This is a genomic window from Phenylobacterium sp. (genome assembly GCF_046463815.1).
Taxonomy (GTDB): Bacteria; Pseudomonadota; Alphaproteobacteria; order Caulobacterales; family Caulobacteraceae; genus Phenylobacterium.
Map to the genome: position 1 here is coordinate 79,117 of NZ_JBKBRO010000017.1, position 16,555 is coordinate 95,671.

Below are 16,555 nucleotides of genomic sequence, written 5' to 3' on the forward strand. Positions count from 1 at the left end.
CCCGCTTCAACGCGCCGCCATCTCCACCACGGCCATGGCCTCGAAGTCCACCACCATCGGCTCGACGCCGACGGCGGCCAGGAAGCGCCGGAAGCCCTCGCGGCCCACGGTGGTGGTGGCGGTGTTGGTCAGCGGGTGGAAGTTGACGAGGTCCGCTTCCGCCAGGGTGCGATCCAGGACGAAACGCACGCGCCGGTCCTTGTCGTTGACCAGGGCGAAGGCGGTGACCGAGCCCGGCGTGACGCCCAGGACCTCCTCCATCAGCCCGGCGCTGCCGAACGACAGGCGGGCCGAGCCGATCACCGTGTGCAGGCGCTTCAGGTCGATGACGGCGTGGCCCTCGGCCGAGACCAGCCAGAGCTGGCCCCTGGCGTCCTTCAGGAACAGGTTCTTGGTGTGGGCGCCGGGGATGCGGGCCTTGATCTCCTCGCCCTCCTCCACGCGGAAGACGGCCGGATGGTCGTGGGTGGTCTGCCCGACCCCGATCTCGCCGAGGAAGGCCAGCAGTTCGTCGCGCGTCATGGGCATGGCGGCTCCAATAGCCGAACTGGACGGGAAGGCGAGGGGGGCATTAAGGGTCTTGGCCCATGGAACTCGAGTGCTATCCCGTCTCCCGCAACCCGCCCGAGCTGGTCCCCGGCCGCCCCGACCGCGCCTGGATGGACCGGTTCTCGGCCCGCCATCCCTACCGCTGCCTGCCGCTCTCGATGGCCAACACCTCGGGCTGGGAGCTGCTCTCGCCGGTGGGGTTCACCGCCGAGTGGACAGGGGGCATCCACCAGAACGACATAAAGCTGACGCCGGACCACCCGCACCCGGACTTCCACACGCTCGCCTCCAGCCACTTCAGCCACGGCGTGCTGACCTTTCACGCGGGATACCTGTTCCGCACCCCGCCCGGCTGGTCGATGATGGTCATGGGCCCGCCCAATCACGTGAAGGACGGCATCCAGCCCCTGGCCGGCGTGGTCGAAACCGACTGGCTGCCCTTCCCCTTCACCATGAACTGGATCTTCACCCGGCCCGGGAAGGTCAGGTTCGAGAAGGGCGAGCCCTTCTGCTTCATCACCCTGCTGCAGGACCACCCGCTGCACGAGATCCAGCCGGTCATCCGGCGCCTGGATTCCAACCCGGAGCTGCGCCACCAGTACGACGTCTGGGAGAAGCACCGCAGCGAGTTCAACCAGAAGATCTTCCGCGGCGACCCCGAGGCCACCAAGGAGGCCTGGCAGCGCTACTACTTCAAGGGCGAGTTCCCGGAGGAGGTCGCGCCCGCCCCGCAGGGCCACGTCAACAAGCGCCGCCTGAAGGCCCCGAAATTCGGCTGAAAAAATGCCGCGCGAGGCCGCTTGCAAAGCGAAAAGCCGTCTGCCATAAGGCCCGCCTCGCAATTGGAGGCCGTCACCGACCTCCGCGGAGCGCGGGCGTAGCTCAGGGGTAGAGCACAACCTTGCCAAGGTTGGGGTCGGGCGTTCGAATCGCCTCGCCCGCTCCATTTTTCCTCGGGAAAAACAGCGATACAGCGCCGCCCTTCGGGGCGGCGTTCTGCTTTTCGGCGGCGCTCGGGCGCCGGGCGGGGTCAGGCCCGCTGACGGGCCAGTTCTTCGCCAGCAAGGCGGGCCACGGCCACAAGGTCCGCTTCGCTCGCCCCGTCGCGCGCCTGCACGGACATGCCTTGGATGATCGCGCCGACGAACCGGGCGAGCGCGCCGGGATCGGCGCCGGGGTTCAGCTCGCCCTCCGCCTTCGCCCGCTCCAGCCGCTCGCGGATGCGCGCCACGGCCGCTTCGCGCATATCTGACGCCATCCGGGCGACGGGATCGTTCTCGACCGCGCAGGCGAGCATGGCGGTGGAGATCATGCAGCCGGGCGGATGGGCCGGGCCGGTGAATAGCGCCGCCTGCACCTCCAGCCATTCCGCGAGGGTGTCGAGCGCGCCGGGCGCCGCAAGCCTCTCGTCCGGCAGCGTCGCGAACGCCGCGCCATACCAGCCGAGCGCCTCCCGGTAGAGCTCGGCCTTCGAGCCGAAGGCGGCGTAGAGGCTCTGCGGCGTGATACCCATGGCGCCCGTCAGGTCCACGATCGACGCGCCCTCGTAGCCCAGCCGCCAGAAGGTCTCGCCCGCCTTCGCCAACACCTTCGCCCGGTCGAACGCCGGAGGCCGGCCGCGCCGACGCGCCGGCGCTCTGCTAATTGTCACATCGACCATTGTGGAAACTCACCGCAGCCGGATATTGTGTAGTGATCGTTGTGATAATATGGGAGATTTCCCGGTGAGTCAGCAATGTTCCCTCAGATCCAGGCTCGACCGCGCCATCGACAGCGCCATCGCGGACAACAGACTCGTGGGCGCGGTCGTCATCGTCGCCCGGAACGGCGAGATCGCCTACGGGCGCGGCGCCGGGTTCATCGACCGGGAGGCGGGGACGCCGATGCGCGAGGATGCGATCTTCCGGCTCGCCTCGGTGTCCAAACCCTTCGTGGCGGCGGCGGCGATGCGGCTCGTGGAGCGGGGGGCGATCGCCCTGGACCAGCCCGTCAGCCGATGGTTGCCGGCGTTCCGTCCCGCCCTGCCGGACGGGTCGCGTCCGGAGATCACGTTGCATCAGCTCCTGACCCACACCTCCGGCCTGAGCTATCGCTTCCTCGAGCCTGACGACGGCGCCTATCACCGGCTCGACGTTTCGGACGGCCTCGACCAGCCTGGACTGGCCCTCGACGAGAACCTGGATCGTCTGGCGCGAGCCCCGCTGGCGTTCGCACCGGGCGCGGCCTGGCGCTATTCGCTCGGGACGGACGTGATCGGCGCGGTGCTCGAGGCCGCGACTGGCAAGCGCCTGGACCGCGTCGTTCGGGACGAAGTGACCGACCCCCTCGGCCTTGCGGACGCTGGCTTTTCCCTCGCCGATCCGGCCCGGCTCGCCGTGCCCTACGCCGACGGTCCCGCGGGGCCGGTCCGGATGGAGGGCGTGGTCGTCGCACCGCTCTGGGAGGGCGCCGTCCGGTTCTCGCCGAACCGCATTCTCATTGGGAGTTCCTATCCGTCGGGCGGGGCCGGCATGGCGGGCTCGGCGGCCGATGTCCTGACCTTGCTGGAAGCCATCCGCAACGGCGGCGGGCCCTTCCTGAGGCCCGAGACCGTCGCCATGATGATGGACGACCACGTTGGCCCGCAGGCGGAAACGCAGGGCCCCGGCTGGGGTTTCGGCTACGGGTGGGCGGTGCTCCGCGATCCGGAGCCCACCGGCACGCCGCAAGCGGCGGGAACGCTGCAATGGGGCGGCGTCTACGGCCACAGCTGGTTCGTCGATCCCGTGAACAGGCTCTCGGTCGTGGCGCTGACCAACACGGCCTTCGAGGGCATGGCGGGACGCTTCGTCACCGATGTCCGGGACGCGGTCTACGGCTGAGGCCGCAACGCCCGCCGTCCGCTAGCCGCGCCCGGCCGATTCCCCTTGGCCGGCAAACCCGCTAGGCAGGGGTCATGGCCGAGATCCTGTCCGAACATCAGCAGGCGCTGCTGGCGCGGACGCCCGTCTCCGCGCGGGCCTTGAGCTACGTCGGACGCGACGCCCGGGCGTTCGAGGCCGCCCACCTCGCGCGGAACCCCAGGGCGCGGTTCGACGCCGGGACCGTCGAGGCCCTGGTCCTGGAGGACCTGGGCGCCCTGGACGCCGACCTGGCCGCCGCGCTGGCGCCCGGCGGGACCGTCACGGCCGTCGTGCCGCCCGGTCCGCCCGAGCGGGCCCAGGCGCTGATCGCGGCGGCGGCGGCGGCCGGCGTCTCGCTCCTGCGGCTGCACCTGATCGCGCCGCCCGCCGAGTTCTTCGACGACCGGACGGGCGACCTTTCGGCGGAGGCCGCGTCGCTGTCGGAGGCCGTGGCGCGTCAGGGCCTGGTCTTCGTCGGCCGCAAGGGGCCGGGGCCGGCCCCGCTCCTTTGCCATTTCGTCGCCTTCGCCCGCGACCTGCTGGACGTGCGCACGCGGCTCCCGGCCCACGCCCTGCGCACCGACCCCGGCCTCGTGTTCGCCTTCCGCGCCCCGCCCTTCAGACCCCCCGAGGTCCCCCCGGACCTGGCCCGGGTCGTGATCTTGCAGCGTCCGTCCGTGCGCGACGCGGCGGCCTGGCGCGCCGGCATCGCCGAATGCATCCGCCGCGGCTGGGTGGCGGTGGTCGAGCATGACGACCACCCGGAGCTGGTGGCCCGGACGGCCGGGCGGGCGGTGGACGAGGCCGACTGGGCGCGCTTCCGCTTCGCCCACGCGGTGCAGACCTCGACGCCCCGGCTGGCGAAGCTGTTCGGGGCCGTCAACCCCGAGGTCCGGGTGGCGCCGAACGCCGTCTTCGAGCTGGGGCCGGAGCCGCAGGAGCGCCCCCGCCGGGTGTTCTACGGGGCGGTGCAGCGCGGTCCGGTCGCGGTCGCGGTCGCCCGCTCGCTGGCGCCGGTGGTCGCACGGTTTCCGGACGCGGAGTTCGAGGTCGTGGGCGACCGGGCCGTGTTCGACGCCCTGCCCACGGCCCGCAAGCGCCTGCATGACATCCTGCCCTATGACGCCTACCTCGACCTCATGGGAACCTGCGCCGTGTCGCTCTCACCCGTCGACGACCGGCCGTTCATGGAAGCCAAGAGCGACGTGAAATTCCTGGAGGCCGCCGCGCGCGGCTGCGTCACGGTAGCCTCGCCGACCGTCTACGCCGCCACCCTCCGGCATGGCGAGACCGGCCTGATCGCCCGGCGGCCCCGGGACTGGGCCGCGATGCTGGGCGGGCTGCTGGAGGACGAAGGCGAACGCCTGCGCCTGGCGCGCAACGCCTGGGCCTATGTGCGCGAGGAGCGGATGTTCGCCGACCAGATCGCCGACCGCGTGGCCTGGTACCGCGACCTGTGGGACCGCCGCGAGGCGCTCACGGCGGCCCTGATGGCGCGAATGGGCGAGGCCTGACGGCCCCGCCCATGGCCGTTACTTCGGCTCGGGATAACGGATCCGGGGCCGCAGGTTGTCGATCACCGCCCGGGCGTCGAAGGCTCGCGGGTCGTCGGCGGGCTTGGCGCCCTTGGCCATGACGACCTCGGCGGTGGCCTCGTACTTGTCCACCGTGCGCACGTCGACGCGGTTGGCCCAGAAGGGGTCGCCCCAGAAGGGGTCCCAGGTCCGCCAGCCGTAGCTCCGGCCGTAGTAGCGCCAGTAGGGCCGCCAGTAGCCGTAGGTCGGACCGTACCAGGGCCGGTAGAACGGGTCGGGCTCGACGTAGGTGCGGGTCTGCCGGTCGGTGGCCCGGTCCACGATGCTGAACCAGTCGAAGCCCTGCTGCACCGTCAGCTCGGCGGCGCGGTAGAGCAGGTAGCCCTCCACGGTCTCGCGCGAGGTGAGCGTGTTGCCCTGGAAGTTCACCCGGAAGCGGTTGGCTTCCAGTTGGATCTCCGAATACCCGCCCGACTGGGCCTGACCGGGAATATTCGGCTGGTACGGCGTAGGCGTCGCGCAGGCCGCCAGGCCGGCGGCCAGGGCCAGGCCGATGGCGACGGCGGCTGATTTCTTCGACATTTTCCTGTCTCGAACTCGCAAGATGTCCCTCGATACCGAGGCTAGATGGCACAACACCTTGTCGCAATCGTGGTCGCCATGATCTGGCGCAAGTTCTGGGCTCAGCCCGTGACGGCCAGCACCCACACCGCGCGGCCCAGGGCGCCGAACAGCAGGATGGCCGTGGCGAGCGCCTGGATCAGGAAGCCGATCTCCCGCTTCGCCGGGTCGGCGACGTAGCCGCGCTGATAGGCGATGCGGCCCACGATCCAGACGAGGCCGAGGGCCGCGGCCACGAGGTCGCTCCAGTAGAGCGCGAACAGCCACATCGACGGCAGGAAGACCGGCAGCCACTCCAGGGTGTTGGAGTGGGCCCGGATCGCGCGCTCGAGGGCGGGGTCCCCGGTCATGCACGGCGCGGCGATGCCGCACTTGCGGCGCGCGGCGCCGACCGCAAGGCCCATCCAGAGATAGGTCAGGAGCGCCAGGATGGTGACGATGGCGACGTAGGCGTGGGTCTGCATGGTCTTCGGTCTCCCCCCGATTTGCCGGCGAGCTTGGCGCCTCCCGGGCGAAAGGGGAACCGTCCGCCGCCGCCCCGGCGTTTAGGAGCGAGACCGAACCGCTGGGAGAGCGCCGATGGACGTCGAATCCGCAGCCATCCGGGAGATCGACTACGACGCCCAGCGCTCGAAGCTCCTGGTGCGCTTCGAGGGCGGCGAGCGCTACGTCTACGTGGGCGTGCCGGGCGAGGTGCATCGCTCGTTCCTGGAGGCCCCGTCCAAGGGGCGGTTCTTCCAGGCCGAGATCCGCGACCGCTATCCCTACAACCGGCTGGACAGCTAGCCCTTGAAGTGCTCGCCGCCGGCGGGCGGCAGGGGCTTGCCCAGGCGCCGGTCGCGGTTGGCGGTGACCCGCAGGCGCAGGGCGTTGAGCTTGATGAAGCCCGCCGCGTCGCGGTGGTCGTAGGCCACGGCGCCTTCCTCGAAGGTCACCAGCTCCTGGTCGTAGAGCGAATAGGGCGAGGTGCGGCCGATGACCGTGACGTTGCCCTTGTAGAGCTTCACCCGCACCTGGCCCGAGACCATGGCCTGCGAGTGGTCGATGGCCGCCTGCAGCATCTCGCGCTCGGGGGCGAACCAGAAGCCGTTGTAGATCAGGCTGGCGTACTTCGGCATCAGCTCGTCCTTGAGGTGCATGGCGCCCCGGTCGAGGGTGATGCTCTCCATGCCCCGGTGGGCGGCCAGCAGGATCGTGCCGCCGGGGGTCTCGTAGACGCCGCGCGACTTCATGCCGACGAAGCGGTTTTCCACCAGATCGAGGCGGCCGATGCCGTTGTCGTGGCCGAGTTCGTTCAGCCTGGTCAGCAGGGCCGCGGGCGACAGCTTCTGGCCGTCGATGGCCACGGGGTCGCCCTTCTCGAAGTCGATGGTGATGACCGTGGGCCTGTCGGGGGCCGCCTCGGGCGAGATCGTGCGCATGTGCACGAACTCGGGGGCCTCCACCGCCGGGTCCTCGAGGACCTTACCTTCCGAGGAGGAATGCAGCAGGTTGGCGTCGACGCTGAACGGCGCCTCGCCGCGCTTGTCCTTGCTGATCGGGATCTGGTGCTTCTCGGCGAAGTCGATCAGGGCCTCGCGGCTCCGGAAGTTCCACTCTCGCCAGGGCGCGATCACCCGGATGTCGGGCTCCAGCGCATAGTAGCCCAGCTCGAAGCGGACCTGGTCGTTCCCCTTGCCGGTCGCGCCGTGGCAGACGGCGTCGGCGCCGACCTGGCGGGCGATCTCGATCTGGCGCTTGGCGATCAGCGGCCGGGCGATCGAGGTGCCCAGCAGGTACTGGCCCTCGTAGACCGTGTTGGCGCGGAACATCGGGAACACGAAGTCCCGGACGAACTCCTCGCGCAGGTCGTCGATGAAGATGTTCTCGGGCTTGATGCCCAGCATCAAGGCCTTCTCCCGCGCCGGGCCCAGCTCCTCGCCCTGGCCCAGGTCGGCCGTGAACGTCACCACCTCGGCGCCGTACTCGGTCTGCAGCCACTTCAGGATGATCGAGGTGTCGAGGCCGCCGGAGTAGGCGAGCACGACCTTCTTGACGGGCTTGTCGGCCATTGCGGGAGGGGACCTTGCCAAATGAGGTGCGGATACGCGGGAACGCGCGCCTTTAAGGGCGCCGGGCGCTCGCGTTCAAGGGCGAAGTCTCACGGCCTGAGGGCGCCTTCGTCCTCGAGCGTCCGGAGGGCGCCGCGCAGCCAGGCGATGTGGGCCAGGGCGAAAAGGGGGGCGGTGGCCGTGCGGACGAGGAAGATCAGCATCGCCTTGTCCGGCGTCTCGGCCAGCCGGCCGAAGATCAGCAGGGCCAGGCCCACCAGCAGCGGCGCGCCGATGGCCAGGGCGAAGGCCGCGTCGCGCGGACCCCGCGGCCGGGCGCCGGCGCGCGGCGCGAACGGCAGGGGCATGCGGACGCCGCGGGGGATGCGGGCCAGGGCCGCGCGGCTCGTCGAGGCGATGGCGGCCATCACCAGGATCCACAGGCCGTCGCCCACATAGGGGAGCAGGCCCAGCATCTAGACGGTCACCTGGGTGCCGAGCTCGACCACGCGGCCGGGGGGGATCTTGTAGAAGTCGGTGGGGTTGGCGGCGTTCTTCATCAGGAAGATGAAGAGCTTGTCCTGCCAGAGCGGCATGCCCGACTGGGCCGAGGGGACCACCGAGCGCCGCCCCAGGAAGAAGCTCGTGGCCATGATGTCGAACTTCAGGCCCAGCTTGCGGCACAGCCCCAGCGCCTTGGGCACGTTGGGGCTCTCCATGAAGCCGTAGGTGATGAAGACCTTCTTGAAGTCCTCGTTCATGGGCTCGATCCGCACGCGATCCTCTTCCTTGACCCTGGGCGTCTCGGCCGTGGCGACGGTGAGGATGATGTTCTTCTCGTGCAGGACCTTGTTGTGCTTGAGGTTGTGCATGAGGGCGACGGGCGCCGTCTCGGGGTCCGAGGTCAGGAAGATGGCCGTGCCCGGCGCCCGGTGCGGGGCGCGGGCCTTCAGGATGTCGGCCAGCTCGGCCATGGTGACGCTGTCGCGGCGTGTCTTGTCGGTCAGGATCTGGGTGCCGCGGGTCCAGGTCCACATGACCACCACCAGGGCCGCGCCCAGCACCAGGGGCAGCCAGGCGCCCTGCGGGACTTTCAGCAGGTTCGAGGAGATGAACACCACGTCGAGCGCGCCGAAGGCCGCCGAGGCGGCGACCGCCTGCCAGGTCGGCCGCTTCCACATGTAGCGGACGATGTAGAAGAACAGCAGGGTGTCGACGAACATCGCCCCGGTGACGGCGATGCCGTAGGCCGCGGCCAGGTTCGACGAGGTGCGGAACATGACGAGCAGCACCAGCACGCCCACCAGCAGGAAGGTGTTCACCTGGGGCACGTAGATCTGGCCGGCCTGGGTCTCGCTGGTCCGGCGGATGTCGATGCGCGGGAAGAGGCCGAGCTGGACGGCCTGCTGGGTCATCGAGAAGGCGCCGGTGATGACGGCCTGGCTGGCGATGACCGTGGCCGTGGTGGCCAGCAGCAGCACGGGCCAGTAGGCGACTTCGGGGATCATCTCGAAGAACGGGTTGGCCCGCGCCTCGGGGCGGGAGAGCACCAGGGCGCCCTGGCCCAGGTAGTTGAGCAGCAGCGACGGCAGCACCAGAACGGCCCAGGCGGCCCGGATCGGGCCTTTGCCGAAGTGGCCCATGTCGGCGTAGAGGGCCTCGGCCCCGGTCACGGCGAGGAACACGCTGCCCAGGATGACGAAGCCCAGGAAGCCGTTGTCGATCAGGAACAGCACGCCGTAGTGCGGCGAGAGCGCCCGGAAGATCGAGAGGTCGTCGGCGATGTGGTAGGCGCCGAGTCCGGCCAGCACCAGGAACCACACGGCGGTGATGGGCCCGAAGAAGCGGGCCACGCTGGCCGTTCCCCGCGACTGGACGAGGAACAGGCCCACCAGGATGCCGGCCGAGATCGGCAGGACGTAGGGGGCCAGCAGGTGGCCGGCGCCGGGCGCCTCGCGCAGGCCCTCCACCGCCGAGAGCACCGAGACCGCGGGCGTGATGATGCCGTCGCCGTAGAACAGCGCCGCGCCGGCCACGCCCAGGAAGAAGATCATCGCGGACCGCTTCCCGGGAGTCACCCGGTGGGCCAGCGCCATGAGCGCGAGCGTGCCGCCCTCGCCCTTGTTGTCCGCCCGCATCAGGAAGACGACGTACTTGACGGTGACGATGAGGATCAGCGCCCACGTGATCAGCGAGACGACGCCCAGGACCGCCAGCTCGGCGGTTCCGCCGCTGCGGGAATGGTGCAGCGCCTCGCGCATGGCGTAGAGCGGACTCGTGCCGATGTCGCCGAACACGACGCCGACCGAGCCAAGGGCCAGGGCCCAGAACTTGTCCTTGGGCGCGTGATGCGTTCCCTGGGCTCCGTTGTCGGGAGCGCCGGCCGGTTCAGCCATCCATCGTCTCCGGGAACGGAACTCTAGAGTGTTCCCTTCGGGCGGCCCCATGCCGTCACGCGGGCGGGCCGATACACCCAAACCAGACGGGGTTCAATGCGCGGGTTGCGCCCGCCGCCGGGCCACGTAGTTTCATCCGCGTCGGGCGAGAGGGGGTTTCACCACATGGACCGCAGACTTGCGCTGGTCACCGGGGCCTCCGCCGGCATCGGCGCCGCCTTCGCGCGGATCCTGGCCAGCCACGGCTACGACGTGGCGCTGACCGCGCGCCGGACCGAGCGGCTCGACCAGATCGCCGAGGAGATCCGCCTGCGCTACGGGGTCGAGACCCTGACGGTGGCCGCCGACCTGGCCCAGCCCGAGGGTCCGGGCCAGATCCTAGACCACCTCACCGCCCACGGCCGCACCGTGGACGCCCTCGTCAACAACGCCGGCTACGGCCTGCCCGGGACCTACGCCGACACCCGCTGGGCCGACCAGGCGGCCTTCCTGCAGGTGATGGTGACCGCCCCCTGCGAACTGGCCCATCGCGTCCTGCCGGGCATGGTCCAGCGGCGCTTCGGGCGGATCGTCAACGTGGCCTCGCTGGCGGGCCTGGTTCCCGGCGCGGCCGGCCATACGCTCTACGCCGCCTCCAAGAGCCTGCTCATCAAGTTCTCCCAGAGCCTGTCGCTGGAGGTGGCGAACGAGGGCGTGCACGTGACCGCGCTCTGCCCCGGCTTCACCTTCACCGAGTTCCACGACGTGAACGGCACCCGGGCGATGGTCAGCGCATCCACCCCGTCCTGGCTGTGGCTGGGCGCCGACGAGGTGGCGGCCGCCGGCTACGAGGCGGTGGAGGCCGGGCGCGTGGTCTGCGTCCCCGGCGCGCCGAACAAGGCCATCGCCGCGGCGGCCAAGCTGCTCCCGGACGAATGGGCCCTGGCGCTCATGGCCAGCCAGGGCGGGCGTTTCCGAAAGACGTGAGGCGGCCTTGGGCCCGAACTCTAGGCCGCGTAGCGGGCGCTGACCTTGCGCAGGCCGTCCAGGACCGGCTGGGCGCCGGCCAGCGGCAGGTCCGGGTTCATCAGCAGGCGCCAGGCGCGCACGTGAACGCCCACGGCCGGCCGGTCGTAGTGGCCGGTGGTGCGCAGGTGGTCGATGAGGTCGCAGAGGCTGGTGAGCGCATCGTCCACGCCCGGCGCGCCGCAGACGGCGCCCGCCCCGATGCCGCGCACCGCGATGGCGTAGAGGTCGGCCAGGCCGGCGTCGTCGAAATCCTCGGCCAGTCGCTCGAAGGCGGCCTCGGCGTATTCCAGCAGGGTCGCCAGCTCGGCGATGCAGGTGGGCCGGATCTCCTCCAGGTTCGCCTCGGCGCGCTCCAGCGCCTCGGCCACCGTCAGTCCGCCCGGGGTCTTGAGGATCTCGGCCAGCCGGACCTTGGGGAAGACGAAACGCACGGAACTCATGAAACCGCCCGGGCCTCCGGTTGGGGTTGGGATTCGGCCACGGCGTCGTCGGCCTTCTCGATCAGGTCCTCGCGGCGGCGGCCCACGCCGTCGGGCGGTCCGTCGTTGCGGAAGCGGCGGTCGGGGCCGACGTAGCTGCCGGAGAACAGGAACGGCCGGCCTTCCTTCGCCACCCACAGGATGCGTTCCAGCATGACCTTCGGGGCGATGGGCTTCTTGATGATGATGTGCCCGCCGCAGTCGCGGGCCCGCGCCACGTCGCTGGCCGGCGTGTGGGCCGTGGTGATCAGCACCGGGGTGTAGCAGTTGGGCTCCTTGGCCTCGGTGCGCATCCAGCGAACGAAGTCGTAGCCGACGCCCGAGGGCGCCATGCCATCGACGATGGCCAGGTCCAGCTCGTAGGTCGACGCCACCTCGCGGGCCTGCTCGACGCTCGTGCAGCGGTAGAGGGTCTTGGCGCCCAGGCCGGTGATGATCTGCACCAGGATCGACATGCCCAGGGGCGTGTCGTCCAGCAGCAGGACCGCCGCCCTGTCCAGATTGAAACGCGCGCGCGAAGCGCCGTCGAGCGACATCGGCCTGCCCCCTGGGACCTCCGTTCGGGGCAAGCTTAACGATGAACGCCGTTAACACGAGCTTTCCGGGCGCCGGGGATTTTCTTCCACCTCTGGATGCATGACGCCCTAAGGGGTTGTATTTACCCGTGAAGTGCAACGCCGGGCCGTGCGGCGACCGGTCGCGGCCGGCAAAATAGTTGACTCGGTCAACTTCTCAGCGTTCCCTCGCTCCATGACGGCTCCGCAGGACACCGTGGCGGCCATCCGCCGCTTCAACCGCTTCTACACCCGGGCCATCGGGGTCCTGGATCGCGCTTTCCTGGGCGGTCCCTACACCCTGGCCGAAAGCCGGGTCCTGTATGAGCTGGACAAGACGCCCGGCGTGACGCCCAAGGCGGTGGGCGCCGAGCTCGGCCTCGACCCGGGTTACCTCAGCCGCATCCTGGCGAAGCTGGCGCGCGACGGCCTCGTCCGCCGCGAGCGCTCGGCCGACGACGGCCGCAGCGTGCGCCTGCACCTGACGCCCGCCGGCGCCGAGGCCTTCGCCGAGATCGACCGCAGGCAGGCGGCCCGGGTGGCGGCGATGGTCAAGGCCCTGGCGCCCGGCGAGCAGGACCGCCTGATCCGCGGCCTGGGCGACGCCGAGCGCCTGCTGGCGCCGGGACGCGTGAAGCCGCCGGCCGTCCTGCGAGGCCCCGAGCCCGGGGACATGGGCTGGGTCGTCGAGCGCCACGCCGAGGTCTATGGCCGCGAGTACGGCTGGGGCGCCGGGATCGAGGCCCTGACGGCGCGCATCGTCGCCGACTTCCTGGAGACGCACGACCCCGCGCGCGAGCGTTGCTGGATCGCCGAGCGCGAGGGCGAGCGGCTGGGCTCGGTGTTCCTGGTGAAGGAGCCGGAGGCCGAGGACGTGGCCCGCCTGCGCCTGCTGCTGCTGACCCCCGCCGCCCGCGGCGAGGGGCTGGGGCGCCGGCTGGTGGACGAGTGCCTGTCCTTCGCCCGGGCCGCCGGCTACCGGGAGGTGGTGCTGTGGACCCATGCGGTCCTGACGGCGGCGCGCAGGATCTACGCCGACGCGGGCTTCACGATCGAGGAGACCTGGACCCACGACGACTTCGGCGTCGAGGAGGTCGGCGAGACCTGGCGGCTCAGGCTTTAGCCATCCCCAGGATCGTCGCCCATTCGGCGGAGCTGACCGGCGACACCGACAGCCGCGACTGGCGCAGCATGGCCATCCCGGAAAGCGCCGGCTCGGCCTTCATCTCCGTCAGCGTCACGGGCCTGGCCAGCGGCCGCACGGGCTCCAGCTCCACGGCCACGAAGCGGCCGGAGGGATCGCTGGCGTCCGGGAAGGCCGCGCGGGCGACCCTGGCGATCCCCACCACCGCCAGGCCTTCCTGGGAGTGGTAGAACAGCACCTCGTCGCCGACCCTCATGGCCTTCAGGTGCAGGGCCGCGGCGTTGTTGCGCACGCCGTCCCAGACGGTGCGGCCGTCCCGCTCAAGGTCGGCGAAGCTGTAGGTGTTGGGCTCGGACTTCACCAGCCAGTGGGCCATGGACGCCTCCGGGTTCAGAGCTCCGCCAGGACCGCGTCGCCCATCTGCACGGTGGTGAGCTTACCGCCGATGTCGGGCGTGCGCGCGCCCTTCTCCAGGGCCTTCACCACGGCGCCGTAGAGGCGGTCGGCCAGATCGGCGCGGCCCAGGGACCAGCGCAGCGCCATCTCGAACGACAGGATGGCCGCCAGCGGATTGGCGATCCCCTTCCCCGCGATGTCCGGGGCCGAGCCGTGGATGGGTTCGTAGAGGCCGGGCTTGCCGGCCTCGCCCAGCGCCGCCGAGGGCAGCAGGCCCAAACCGCCGGTGAGCTGCGAGGCCTCGTCCGAAAGGATGTCGCCGAAAAGGTTGTCGGTCAGGATGACGTCGAACTGGCGGGGGTTCTTCACAAGCTGCATGGCCGCGTTGTCGGCCAGCATGTGCTCGAGCTGGACGTCGGCGTAATCGCGCCTGTGCAGGTCGGTGACCACCTCCCGCCAGAGCAGGCCGCTATCCATCACGTTGGACTTCTCGCAGCTCGTCACCTTGTTGCGGCGGCCGCGGGCCAGCTCGAAGGCGATGCGGCCGACCCGCTCGATCTCGGCGGTGGTGTAGACCTGGGTGTCCACGGCCCGCTTGCCGCCCCCGGGCAGCTCCTCGATAAAGCGCGGGCTGCCGAAATAGATTCCGCCGGTGAGCTCGCGGACGATCATGATGTCCAGGCCCTCGACCACTTCCCTCTTGAGCGTCGAGGCGTCTGCCAGGGGCTCGAAGCAGAGGGCGGGCCTAAGGTTGGCGAACACCCCCATGCCGGCGCGCAGGGCCAGCAGCCCGGCCTCGGGACGCTTGTCGCGGGGGACTCCGGCCCACCGCGGGCCGCCGACGGCGCCCATCAGCACGGCCTTCGACGCCCTGGCGGCTTCGAGGGCCTCGTCGGTCAGCGGCGTCCCATGCTGGTCGTAGCTCGACCCGCCGAAGGGGCGCTCGTCGATGGAGAACTCCGGCGCCAGGCGCTCGGCCACGCGGCGCACCTGGGCCGTCACTTCGGGCCCGATCCCGTCGCCGGGCAGGAGCAGCAGGTCGGTCATCATATCCTCTGGGTCTTGGGGCCGGCGGCTCACGCGCCTTCCAGCCACGGCTGGGCCAGCGCCTGCTTCATCTCGTAGACGTCGATGTCCTTCTCGGCCTCCAGCGTCTCGCCGATGGCGTCCAGGCCCTTCAGCATCTTGGCCTTGCGCTGGGCGTCGATCTCGAAGGTGAACACCGCGCCCGACGGCGAGGTGACGGTCTGGGCCTCCAGGTCGACGCTGACCACGTGGTTGCCGCCGCGCGCCTCGTCCATGAGCTGGCGGACCTCCTCGGCCTTCAGCACCACGGGCAGGAGGCCGTTCTGGAAGCAGTTGCCGTAGAAGATGTCGGCGAAGCTGGTGGAGATCACGCAGCGGATGCCGAAATCCATCAGGGCCCAGGGCGCGTGCTCGCGGCTGGACCCACAGCCGAAGTTGTCGCCGGCCACCAGCACGCCCGCACCCTTGTACTCGGGCCGGTTCAGGACGAAGTCGGGCTTCTCGCGACCCTGCTCGTCGAAGCGGAAGTCGTAGAACAGGCCCTTGGCCAGGCCCGCGCGCTCCACCGTCTTCAGGAACTGCTTGGGGATGATCTGGTCGGTGTCGATGTTGGCCAGCGGCAGGGGCGCGGCCTTGGCGTCGAGGCGGGTGAAGGCTTCCATCAGGCTTTCTCGAGGGCGGGTTCGGCGCTGAGCAACAGGGTGGGGACGCCGGCGGGGGCGTCGCGGACGGTGAGGACGCAGGTGCCCGGCTTGCGGCCGGCGCGGACCTCCGAGACGTCGAAGCCGGCGGCGACGAGACGTTCTCGCGCGGCCTCGGGATCGGCCACCCGCCAGGCCAGGCCGCCGAAGCGGTCGGGCGCGTCGGACCCGATTCCGGGGGGCGGCGCCTTCAGGCTGGCGGCGATTTCCACCACCGTCTCGCCAGCCTTGAAGAACATCTGGCGCGCGCCCCACTGGGCGTTCTCGCGGTCGAGGCGAAGGTCTAGGCCGAGCTTGGCCCCCCAGACGGCGAGCGCCCGGTCGGCGCTGGCCGTCTGGATCACCACGTGGTCGAGCCGGGTGACCGGCGCGGGTCCCGCGGGCTTCGACATCGGCCAGTGGGTCCCGTCGCGGGGCGGGGCGATCAGCAGCACCTGCAGGCCGCCGGTGTCGTCGGGGCGGGGATTGGAGCCCAGCCAGTAGCGCCTGCGCCCGTCGTCGTGGGTCGAGCGGGTGAGGGCCGGCTCGGTCATGCGCAGGCCGCGCCGGGCCATCAGCCTGGCGAACGGCGCGAGGTCGGCCTCTACGCGGCCCACGGTGAACGCGAGCGCCCAGATCCCCTCGCCGTGGGCGCCCAGATGAGCGCGGATGCGGTCGCCGAACGCGCCCTCGCCGTGGGGGCTGATGACGTCCAGCGCCATGTTCGGGAACTGGAACCAGGCGTGGCGGGCCCCGCCGTCCCCACCGATCCAGTTGGGCTCCACGCCCAGGAGCTTGCGATAGCCCTGGACCGCCGCGTCGAGATCGCGGACGCAGAGCGCGACGTGGTCGAGCCCGGAGATGGCGGCGGCGATCACAGGAAGTCCCGGACGTCCGCGATATGGCCGGCGACGGCGGCGGCGGCGGCCATGGCCGGGCTCATCAGGTGGGTGCGCCCGCCGCGGCCCTGGCGGCCCTCGAAGTTGCGGTTCGAGGTCGAGGCGCAGCGCTCGCCGGGGGCCAGGCGGTCGGGGTTCATACCGAGGCACATGGAACAGCCCGGCTCGCGCCAGTCGAAGCCCGCGGCCTTGAACATCTGGTCGAGGCCTTCTTCCTCGGCCTGGGCGCGCACCAGGCCGGAGCCCGGCACCACCATGGCCCGGACGCCGGGGGCGACCTTGCGGCCCTCAACGATCTTCGCCGCCGACCGCAGATCCTCGATGCGGCTGTTGGTGCACGAGCCGATGAACACGAC

20 protein-coding genes and 1 tRNA gene are annotated in these 16,555 nt (G+C 70.7%); 7 read left to right on the forward strand and 14 right to left on the reverse strand.

Annotated elements, in window-relative coordinates; genetic code table 11:
• Positions 1-6: 6 nt before the first annotated feature.
• Positions 7-528, reverse strand: a complete 522-nt coding sequence (locus tag ACK4TT_RS12755) for a prolyl-tRNA synthetase associated domain-containing protein (protein WP_409633496.1) — start codon at positions 526-528, stop codon at positions 7-9.
• A 59-nt stretch (positions 529-587) separates the two neighbouring features.
• Between ACK4TT_RS12755 and ACK4TT_RS12760 the strand changes: the two genes are divergently transcribed.
• Entirely contained in the window at positions 588-1,328 is a 741-nt protein-coding gene (locus tag ACK4TT_RS12760) for a DUF6065 family protein (RefSeq protein ID WP_409633498.1), read from the forward strand.
• Between the two features lie 92 nt (positions 1,329-1,420).
• A tRNA-Gly gene (locus tag ACK4TT_RS12765) sits at positions 1,421-1,495 on the forward strand.
• An 84-nt stretch (positions 1,496-1,579) separates the two neighbouring features.
• On the opposite strand, the gene ACK4TT_RS12770 is transcribed toward ACK4TT_RS12765, so the two are convergent.
• Positions 1,580-2,134, reverse strand: a complete 555-nt coding sequence (locus tag ACK4TT_RS12770; protein WP_409633500.1) for a TetR/AcrR family transcriptional regulator — start codon at positions 2,132-2,134, stop codon at positions 1,580-1,582.
• Between the two features lie 139 nt (positions 2,135-2,273).
• Here ACK4TT_RS12770 and ACK4TT_RS12775 point away from each other — a divergent pair, with 139 nt between their 5' ends.
• Together ACK4TT_RS12775 and ACK4TT_RS12780 are read left to right on the forward strand one after the other, a co-directional pair.
• Entirely contained in the window at positions 2,274-3,410 is a 1,137-nt protein-coding gene (locus ACK4TT_RS12775; RefSeq protein ID WP_410213081.1) for a serine hydrolase domain-containing protein, read from the forward strand.
• 74 nt (positions 3,411-3,484) lie between these two features.
• Positions 3,485-4,945, forward strand: coding sequence for a glycosyltransferase (locus ACK4TT_RS12780; protein WP_409633504.1), 1,461 nt, complete (start codon positions 3,485-3,487; stop codon positions 4,943-4,945).
• An 18-nt stretch (positions 4,946-4,963) separates the two neighbouring features.
• Here ACK4TT_RS12780 and ACK4TT_RS12785 read toward each other — a convergent pair whose 3' ends face one another.
• Both ACK4TT_RS12785 and ACK4TT_RS12790 read right to left on the reverse strand, forming a co-directional pair.
• On the reverse strand, positions 4,964-5,548 hold the full coding sequence (locus tag ACK4TT_RS12785) for a CC0125/CC1285 family lipoprotein (RefSeq protein ID WP_410213082.1): 585 nt from the start codon (positions 5,546-5,548) through the stop codon (positions 4,964-4,966).
• A gap of 101 nt (positions 5,549-5,649) precedes the next feature.
• Positions 5,650-6,051 carry an MAPEG family protein gene (locus ACK4TT_RS12790; protein WP_410213083.1) on the reverse strand — a complete coding sequence of 134 codons (402 nt, stop codon included), beginning with the start codon at positions 6,049-6,051 and terminating at the stop codon, positions 5,650-5,652.
• A 115-nt stretch (positions 6,052-6,166) separates the two neighbouring features.
• Between ACK4TT_RS12790 and ACK4TT_RS12795 the strand changes: the two genes are divergently transcribed.
• Positions 6,167-6,373 (forward strand): KTSC domain-containing protein, encoded by a 207-nt coding sequence (locus tag ACK4TT_RS12795; protein ID WP_409633510.1) that lies wholly within the window; start codon positions 6,167-6,169, stop codon positions 6,371-6,373.
• On the opposite strand, the gene ACK4TT_RS12800 is transcribed toward ACK4TT_RS12795, so the two are convergent.
• The 3 genes from ACK4TT_RS12800 to ACK4TT_RS12810 form a co-directional block, all read right to left on the reverse strand.
• Positions 6,370-7,638 carry an argininosuccinate synthase gene (locus ACK4TT_RS12800; RefSeq protein WP_409633512.1) on the reverse strand — a complete coding sequence of 423 codons (1,269 nt, stop codon included), beginning with the start codon at positions 7,636-7,638 and terminating at the stop codon, positions 6,370-6,372. The genes ACK4TT_RS12795 and ACK4TT_RS12800 overlap by 4 nt on opposite strands.
• Positions 7,639-7,727: 89 nt before the next feature.
• Entirely contained in the window at positions 7,728-8,093 is a 366-nt protein-coding gene (locus ACK4TT_RS12805; protein ID WP_409633514.1) for a hypothetical protein, read from the reverse strand.
• Positions 8,094-10,013: a potassium transporter Kup gene (locus ACK4TT_RS12810; protein WP_409633516.1), complete on the reverse strand. Its 1,920-nt coding sequence runs from the start codon at positions 10,011-10,013 to the stop codon at positions 8,094-8,096.
• A gap of 165 nt (positions 10,014-10,178) precedes the next feature.
• On the opposite strand from ACK4TT_RS12810, the gene ACK4TT_RS12815 reads away from it, so the two are divergent.
• A complete protein-coding gene (locus ACK4TT_RS12815) occupies positions 10,179-10,979 on the forward strand; it encodes an SDR family NAD(P)-dependent oxidoreductase (protein ID WP_409633518.1) in 801 nt (266 codons plus the stop codon).
• A 20-nt stretch (positions 10,980-10,999) separates the two neighbouring features.
• On the opposite strand, the gene ACK4TT_RS12820 is transcribed toward ACK4TT_RS12815, so the two are convergent.
• Both ACK4TT_RS12820 and ACK4TT_RS12825 read right to left on the reverse strand, forming a co-directional pair.
• Positions 11,000-11,461 carry a hypothetical protein gene (locus ACK4TT_RS12820; protein ID WP_409633520.1) on the reverse strand — a complete coding sequence of 154 codons (462 nt, stop codon included), beginning with the start codon at positions 11,459-11,461 and terminating at the stop codon, positions 11,000-11,002.
• Positions 11,458-12,036: a two-component system response regulator gene (locus ACK4TT_RS12825; RefSeq protein ID WP_409633522.1), complete on the reverse strand. Its 579-nt coding sequence runs from the start codon at positions 12,034-12,036 to the stop codon at positions 11,458-11,460. Before ACK4TT_RS12825 ends, ACK4TT_RS12820 begins: the two co-directional genes overlap by 4 nt.
• A 214-nt stretch (positions 12,037-12,250) precedes the next feature.
• Between ACK4TT_RS12825 and ACK4TT_RS12830 the strand changes: the two genes are divergently transcribed.
• On the forward strand, positions 12,251-13,177 hold the full coding sequence (locus ACK4TT_RS12830; RefSeq protein WP_409633524.1) for a GNAT family N-acetyltransferase: 927 nt from the start codon (positions 12,251-12,253) through the stop codon (positions 13,175-13,177).
• Here the strand turns inward: ACK4TT_RS12830 and ACK4TT_RS12835 are convergent.
• From ACK4TT_RS12835 to ACK4TT_RS12855, 5 genes are all read right to left on the reverse strand, one after another.
• A complete protein-coding gene (locus ACK4TT_RS12835) occupies positions 13,167-13,574 on the reverse strand; it encodes an EVE domain-containing protein (RefSeq protein ID WP_410213084.1) in 408 nt (135 codons plus the stop codon). The two genes, ACK4TT_RS12830 and ACK4TT_RS12835, sit on opposite strands and share 11 nt — an antisense overlap.
• Positions 13,575-13,588: 14 nt before the next feature.
• Complete coding sequence (gene leuB / locus ACK4TT_RS12840; RefSeq protein ID WP_410213085.1) at positions 13,589-14,641, reverse strand: 3-isopropylmalate dehydrogenase; 1,053 nt, start codon at positions 14,639-14,641, stop codon at positions 13,589-13,591.
• 29 nt (positions 14,642-14,670) lie between these two features.
• A complete protein-coding gene (gene leuD, locus ACK4TT_RS12845; RefSeq protein ID WP_409633530.1) occupies positions 14,671-15,282 on the reverse strand; it encodes a 3-isopropylmalate dehydratase small subunit in 612 nt (203 codons plus the stop codon).
• Positions 15,282-16,178, reverse strand: a complete 897-nt coding sequence (locus ACK4TT_RS12850; RefSeq protein ID WP_410213086.1) for a VOC family protein — start codon at positions 16,176-16,178, stop codon at positions 15,282-15,284. The genes leuD and ACK4TT_RS12850 overlap by 1 nt, the downstream gene beginning before the upstream one ends.
• The coding region (locus ACK4TT_RS12855; protein WP_410213087.1) for an aconitase family protein at positions 16,175-16,555 on the reverse strand (381 nt) is incomplete at its 5' end. The genes ACK4TT_RS12855 and ACK4TT_RS12850, both read right to left, overlap by 4 nt.

What these genes read in the sequence shown, in the direction of transcription:
- ACK4TT_RS12780 (WP_409633504.1), top strand. Translation starts at nt 3,485, where the DNA reads ATGGCCGAGATCCTGTCCGAACATCAGCAGGCGCTGCTGGCGCGGACG.
- ACK4TT_RS12785 (WP_410213082.1), bottom strand. Translation starts at nt 5,548, where the DNA reads ATGTCGAAGAAATCAGCCGCCGTCGCCATCGGCCTGGCCCTGGCCGCC.
- ACK4TT_RS12790 (WP_410213083.1), bottom strand. Translation starts at nt 6,051, where the DNA reads ATGCAGACCCACGCCTACGTCGCCATCGTCACCATCCTGGCGCTCCTG.
- ACK4TT_RS12760 (WP_409633498.1), top strand. Translation starts at nt 588, where the DNA reads ATGGAACTCGAGTGCTATCCCGTCTCCCGCAACCCGCCCGAGCTGGTC.
- ACK4TT_RS12755 (WP_409633496.1), bottom strand. Translation starts at nt 528, where the DNA reads ATGCCCATGACGCGCGACGAACTGCTGGCCTTCCTCGGCGAGATCGGG.
- ACK4TT_RS12835 (WP_410213084.1), bottom strand. Translation starts at nt 13,574, where the DNA reads ATGGCCCACTGGCTGGTGAAGTCCGAGCCCAACACCTACAGCTTCGCC.
- ACK4TT_RS12815 (WP_409633518.1), top strand. Translation starts at nt 10,179, where the DNA reads ATGGACCGCAGACTTGCGCTGGTCACCGGGGCCTCCGCCGGCATCGGC.
- ACK4TT_RS12795 (WP_409633510.1), top strand. Translation starts at nt 6,167, where the DNA reads ATGGACGTCGAATCCGCAGCCATCCGGGAGATCGACTACGACGCCCAG.
- ACK4TT_RS12810 (WP_409633516.1), bottom strand. Translation starts at nt 10,013, where the DNA reads ATGGCTGAACCGGCCGGCGCTCCCGACAACGGAGCCCAGGGAACGCAT.
- leuB (WP_410213085.1), bottom strand. Translation starts at nt 14,641, where the DNA reads ATGACCGACCTGCTGCTCCTGCCCGGCGACGGGATCGGGCCCGAAGTG.
- ACK4TT_RS12800 (WP_409633512.1), bottom strand. Translation starts at nt 7,638, where the DNA reads ATGGCCGACAAGCCCGTCAAGAAGGTCGTGCTCGCCTACTCCGGCGGC.
- ACK4TT_RS12830 (WP_409633524.1), top strand. Translation starts at nt 12,251, where the DNA reads ATGACGGCTCCGCAGGACACCGTGGCGGCCATCCGCCGCTTCAACCGC.
- ACK4TT_RS12805 (WP_409633514.1), bottom strand. Translation starts at nt 8,093, where the DNA reads ATGCTGGGCCTGCTCCCCTATGTGGGCGACGGCCTGTGGATCCTGGTG.
- leuD (WP_409633530.1), bottom strand. Translation starts at nt 15,282, where the DNA reads ATGGAAGCCTTCACCCGCCTCGACGCCAAGGCCGCGCCCCTGCCGCTG.
- ACK4TT_RS12820 (WP_409633520.1), bottom strand. Translation starts at nt 11,461, where the DNA reads ATGAGTTCCGTGCGTTTCGTCTTCCCCAAGGTCCGGCTGGCCGAGATC.
- ACK4TT_RS12825 (WP_409633522.1), bottom strand. Translation starts at nt 12,036, where the DNA reads ATGTCGCTCGACGGCGCTTCGCGCGCGCGTTTCAATCTGGACAGGGCG.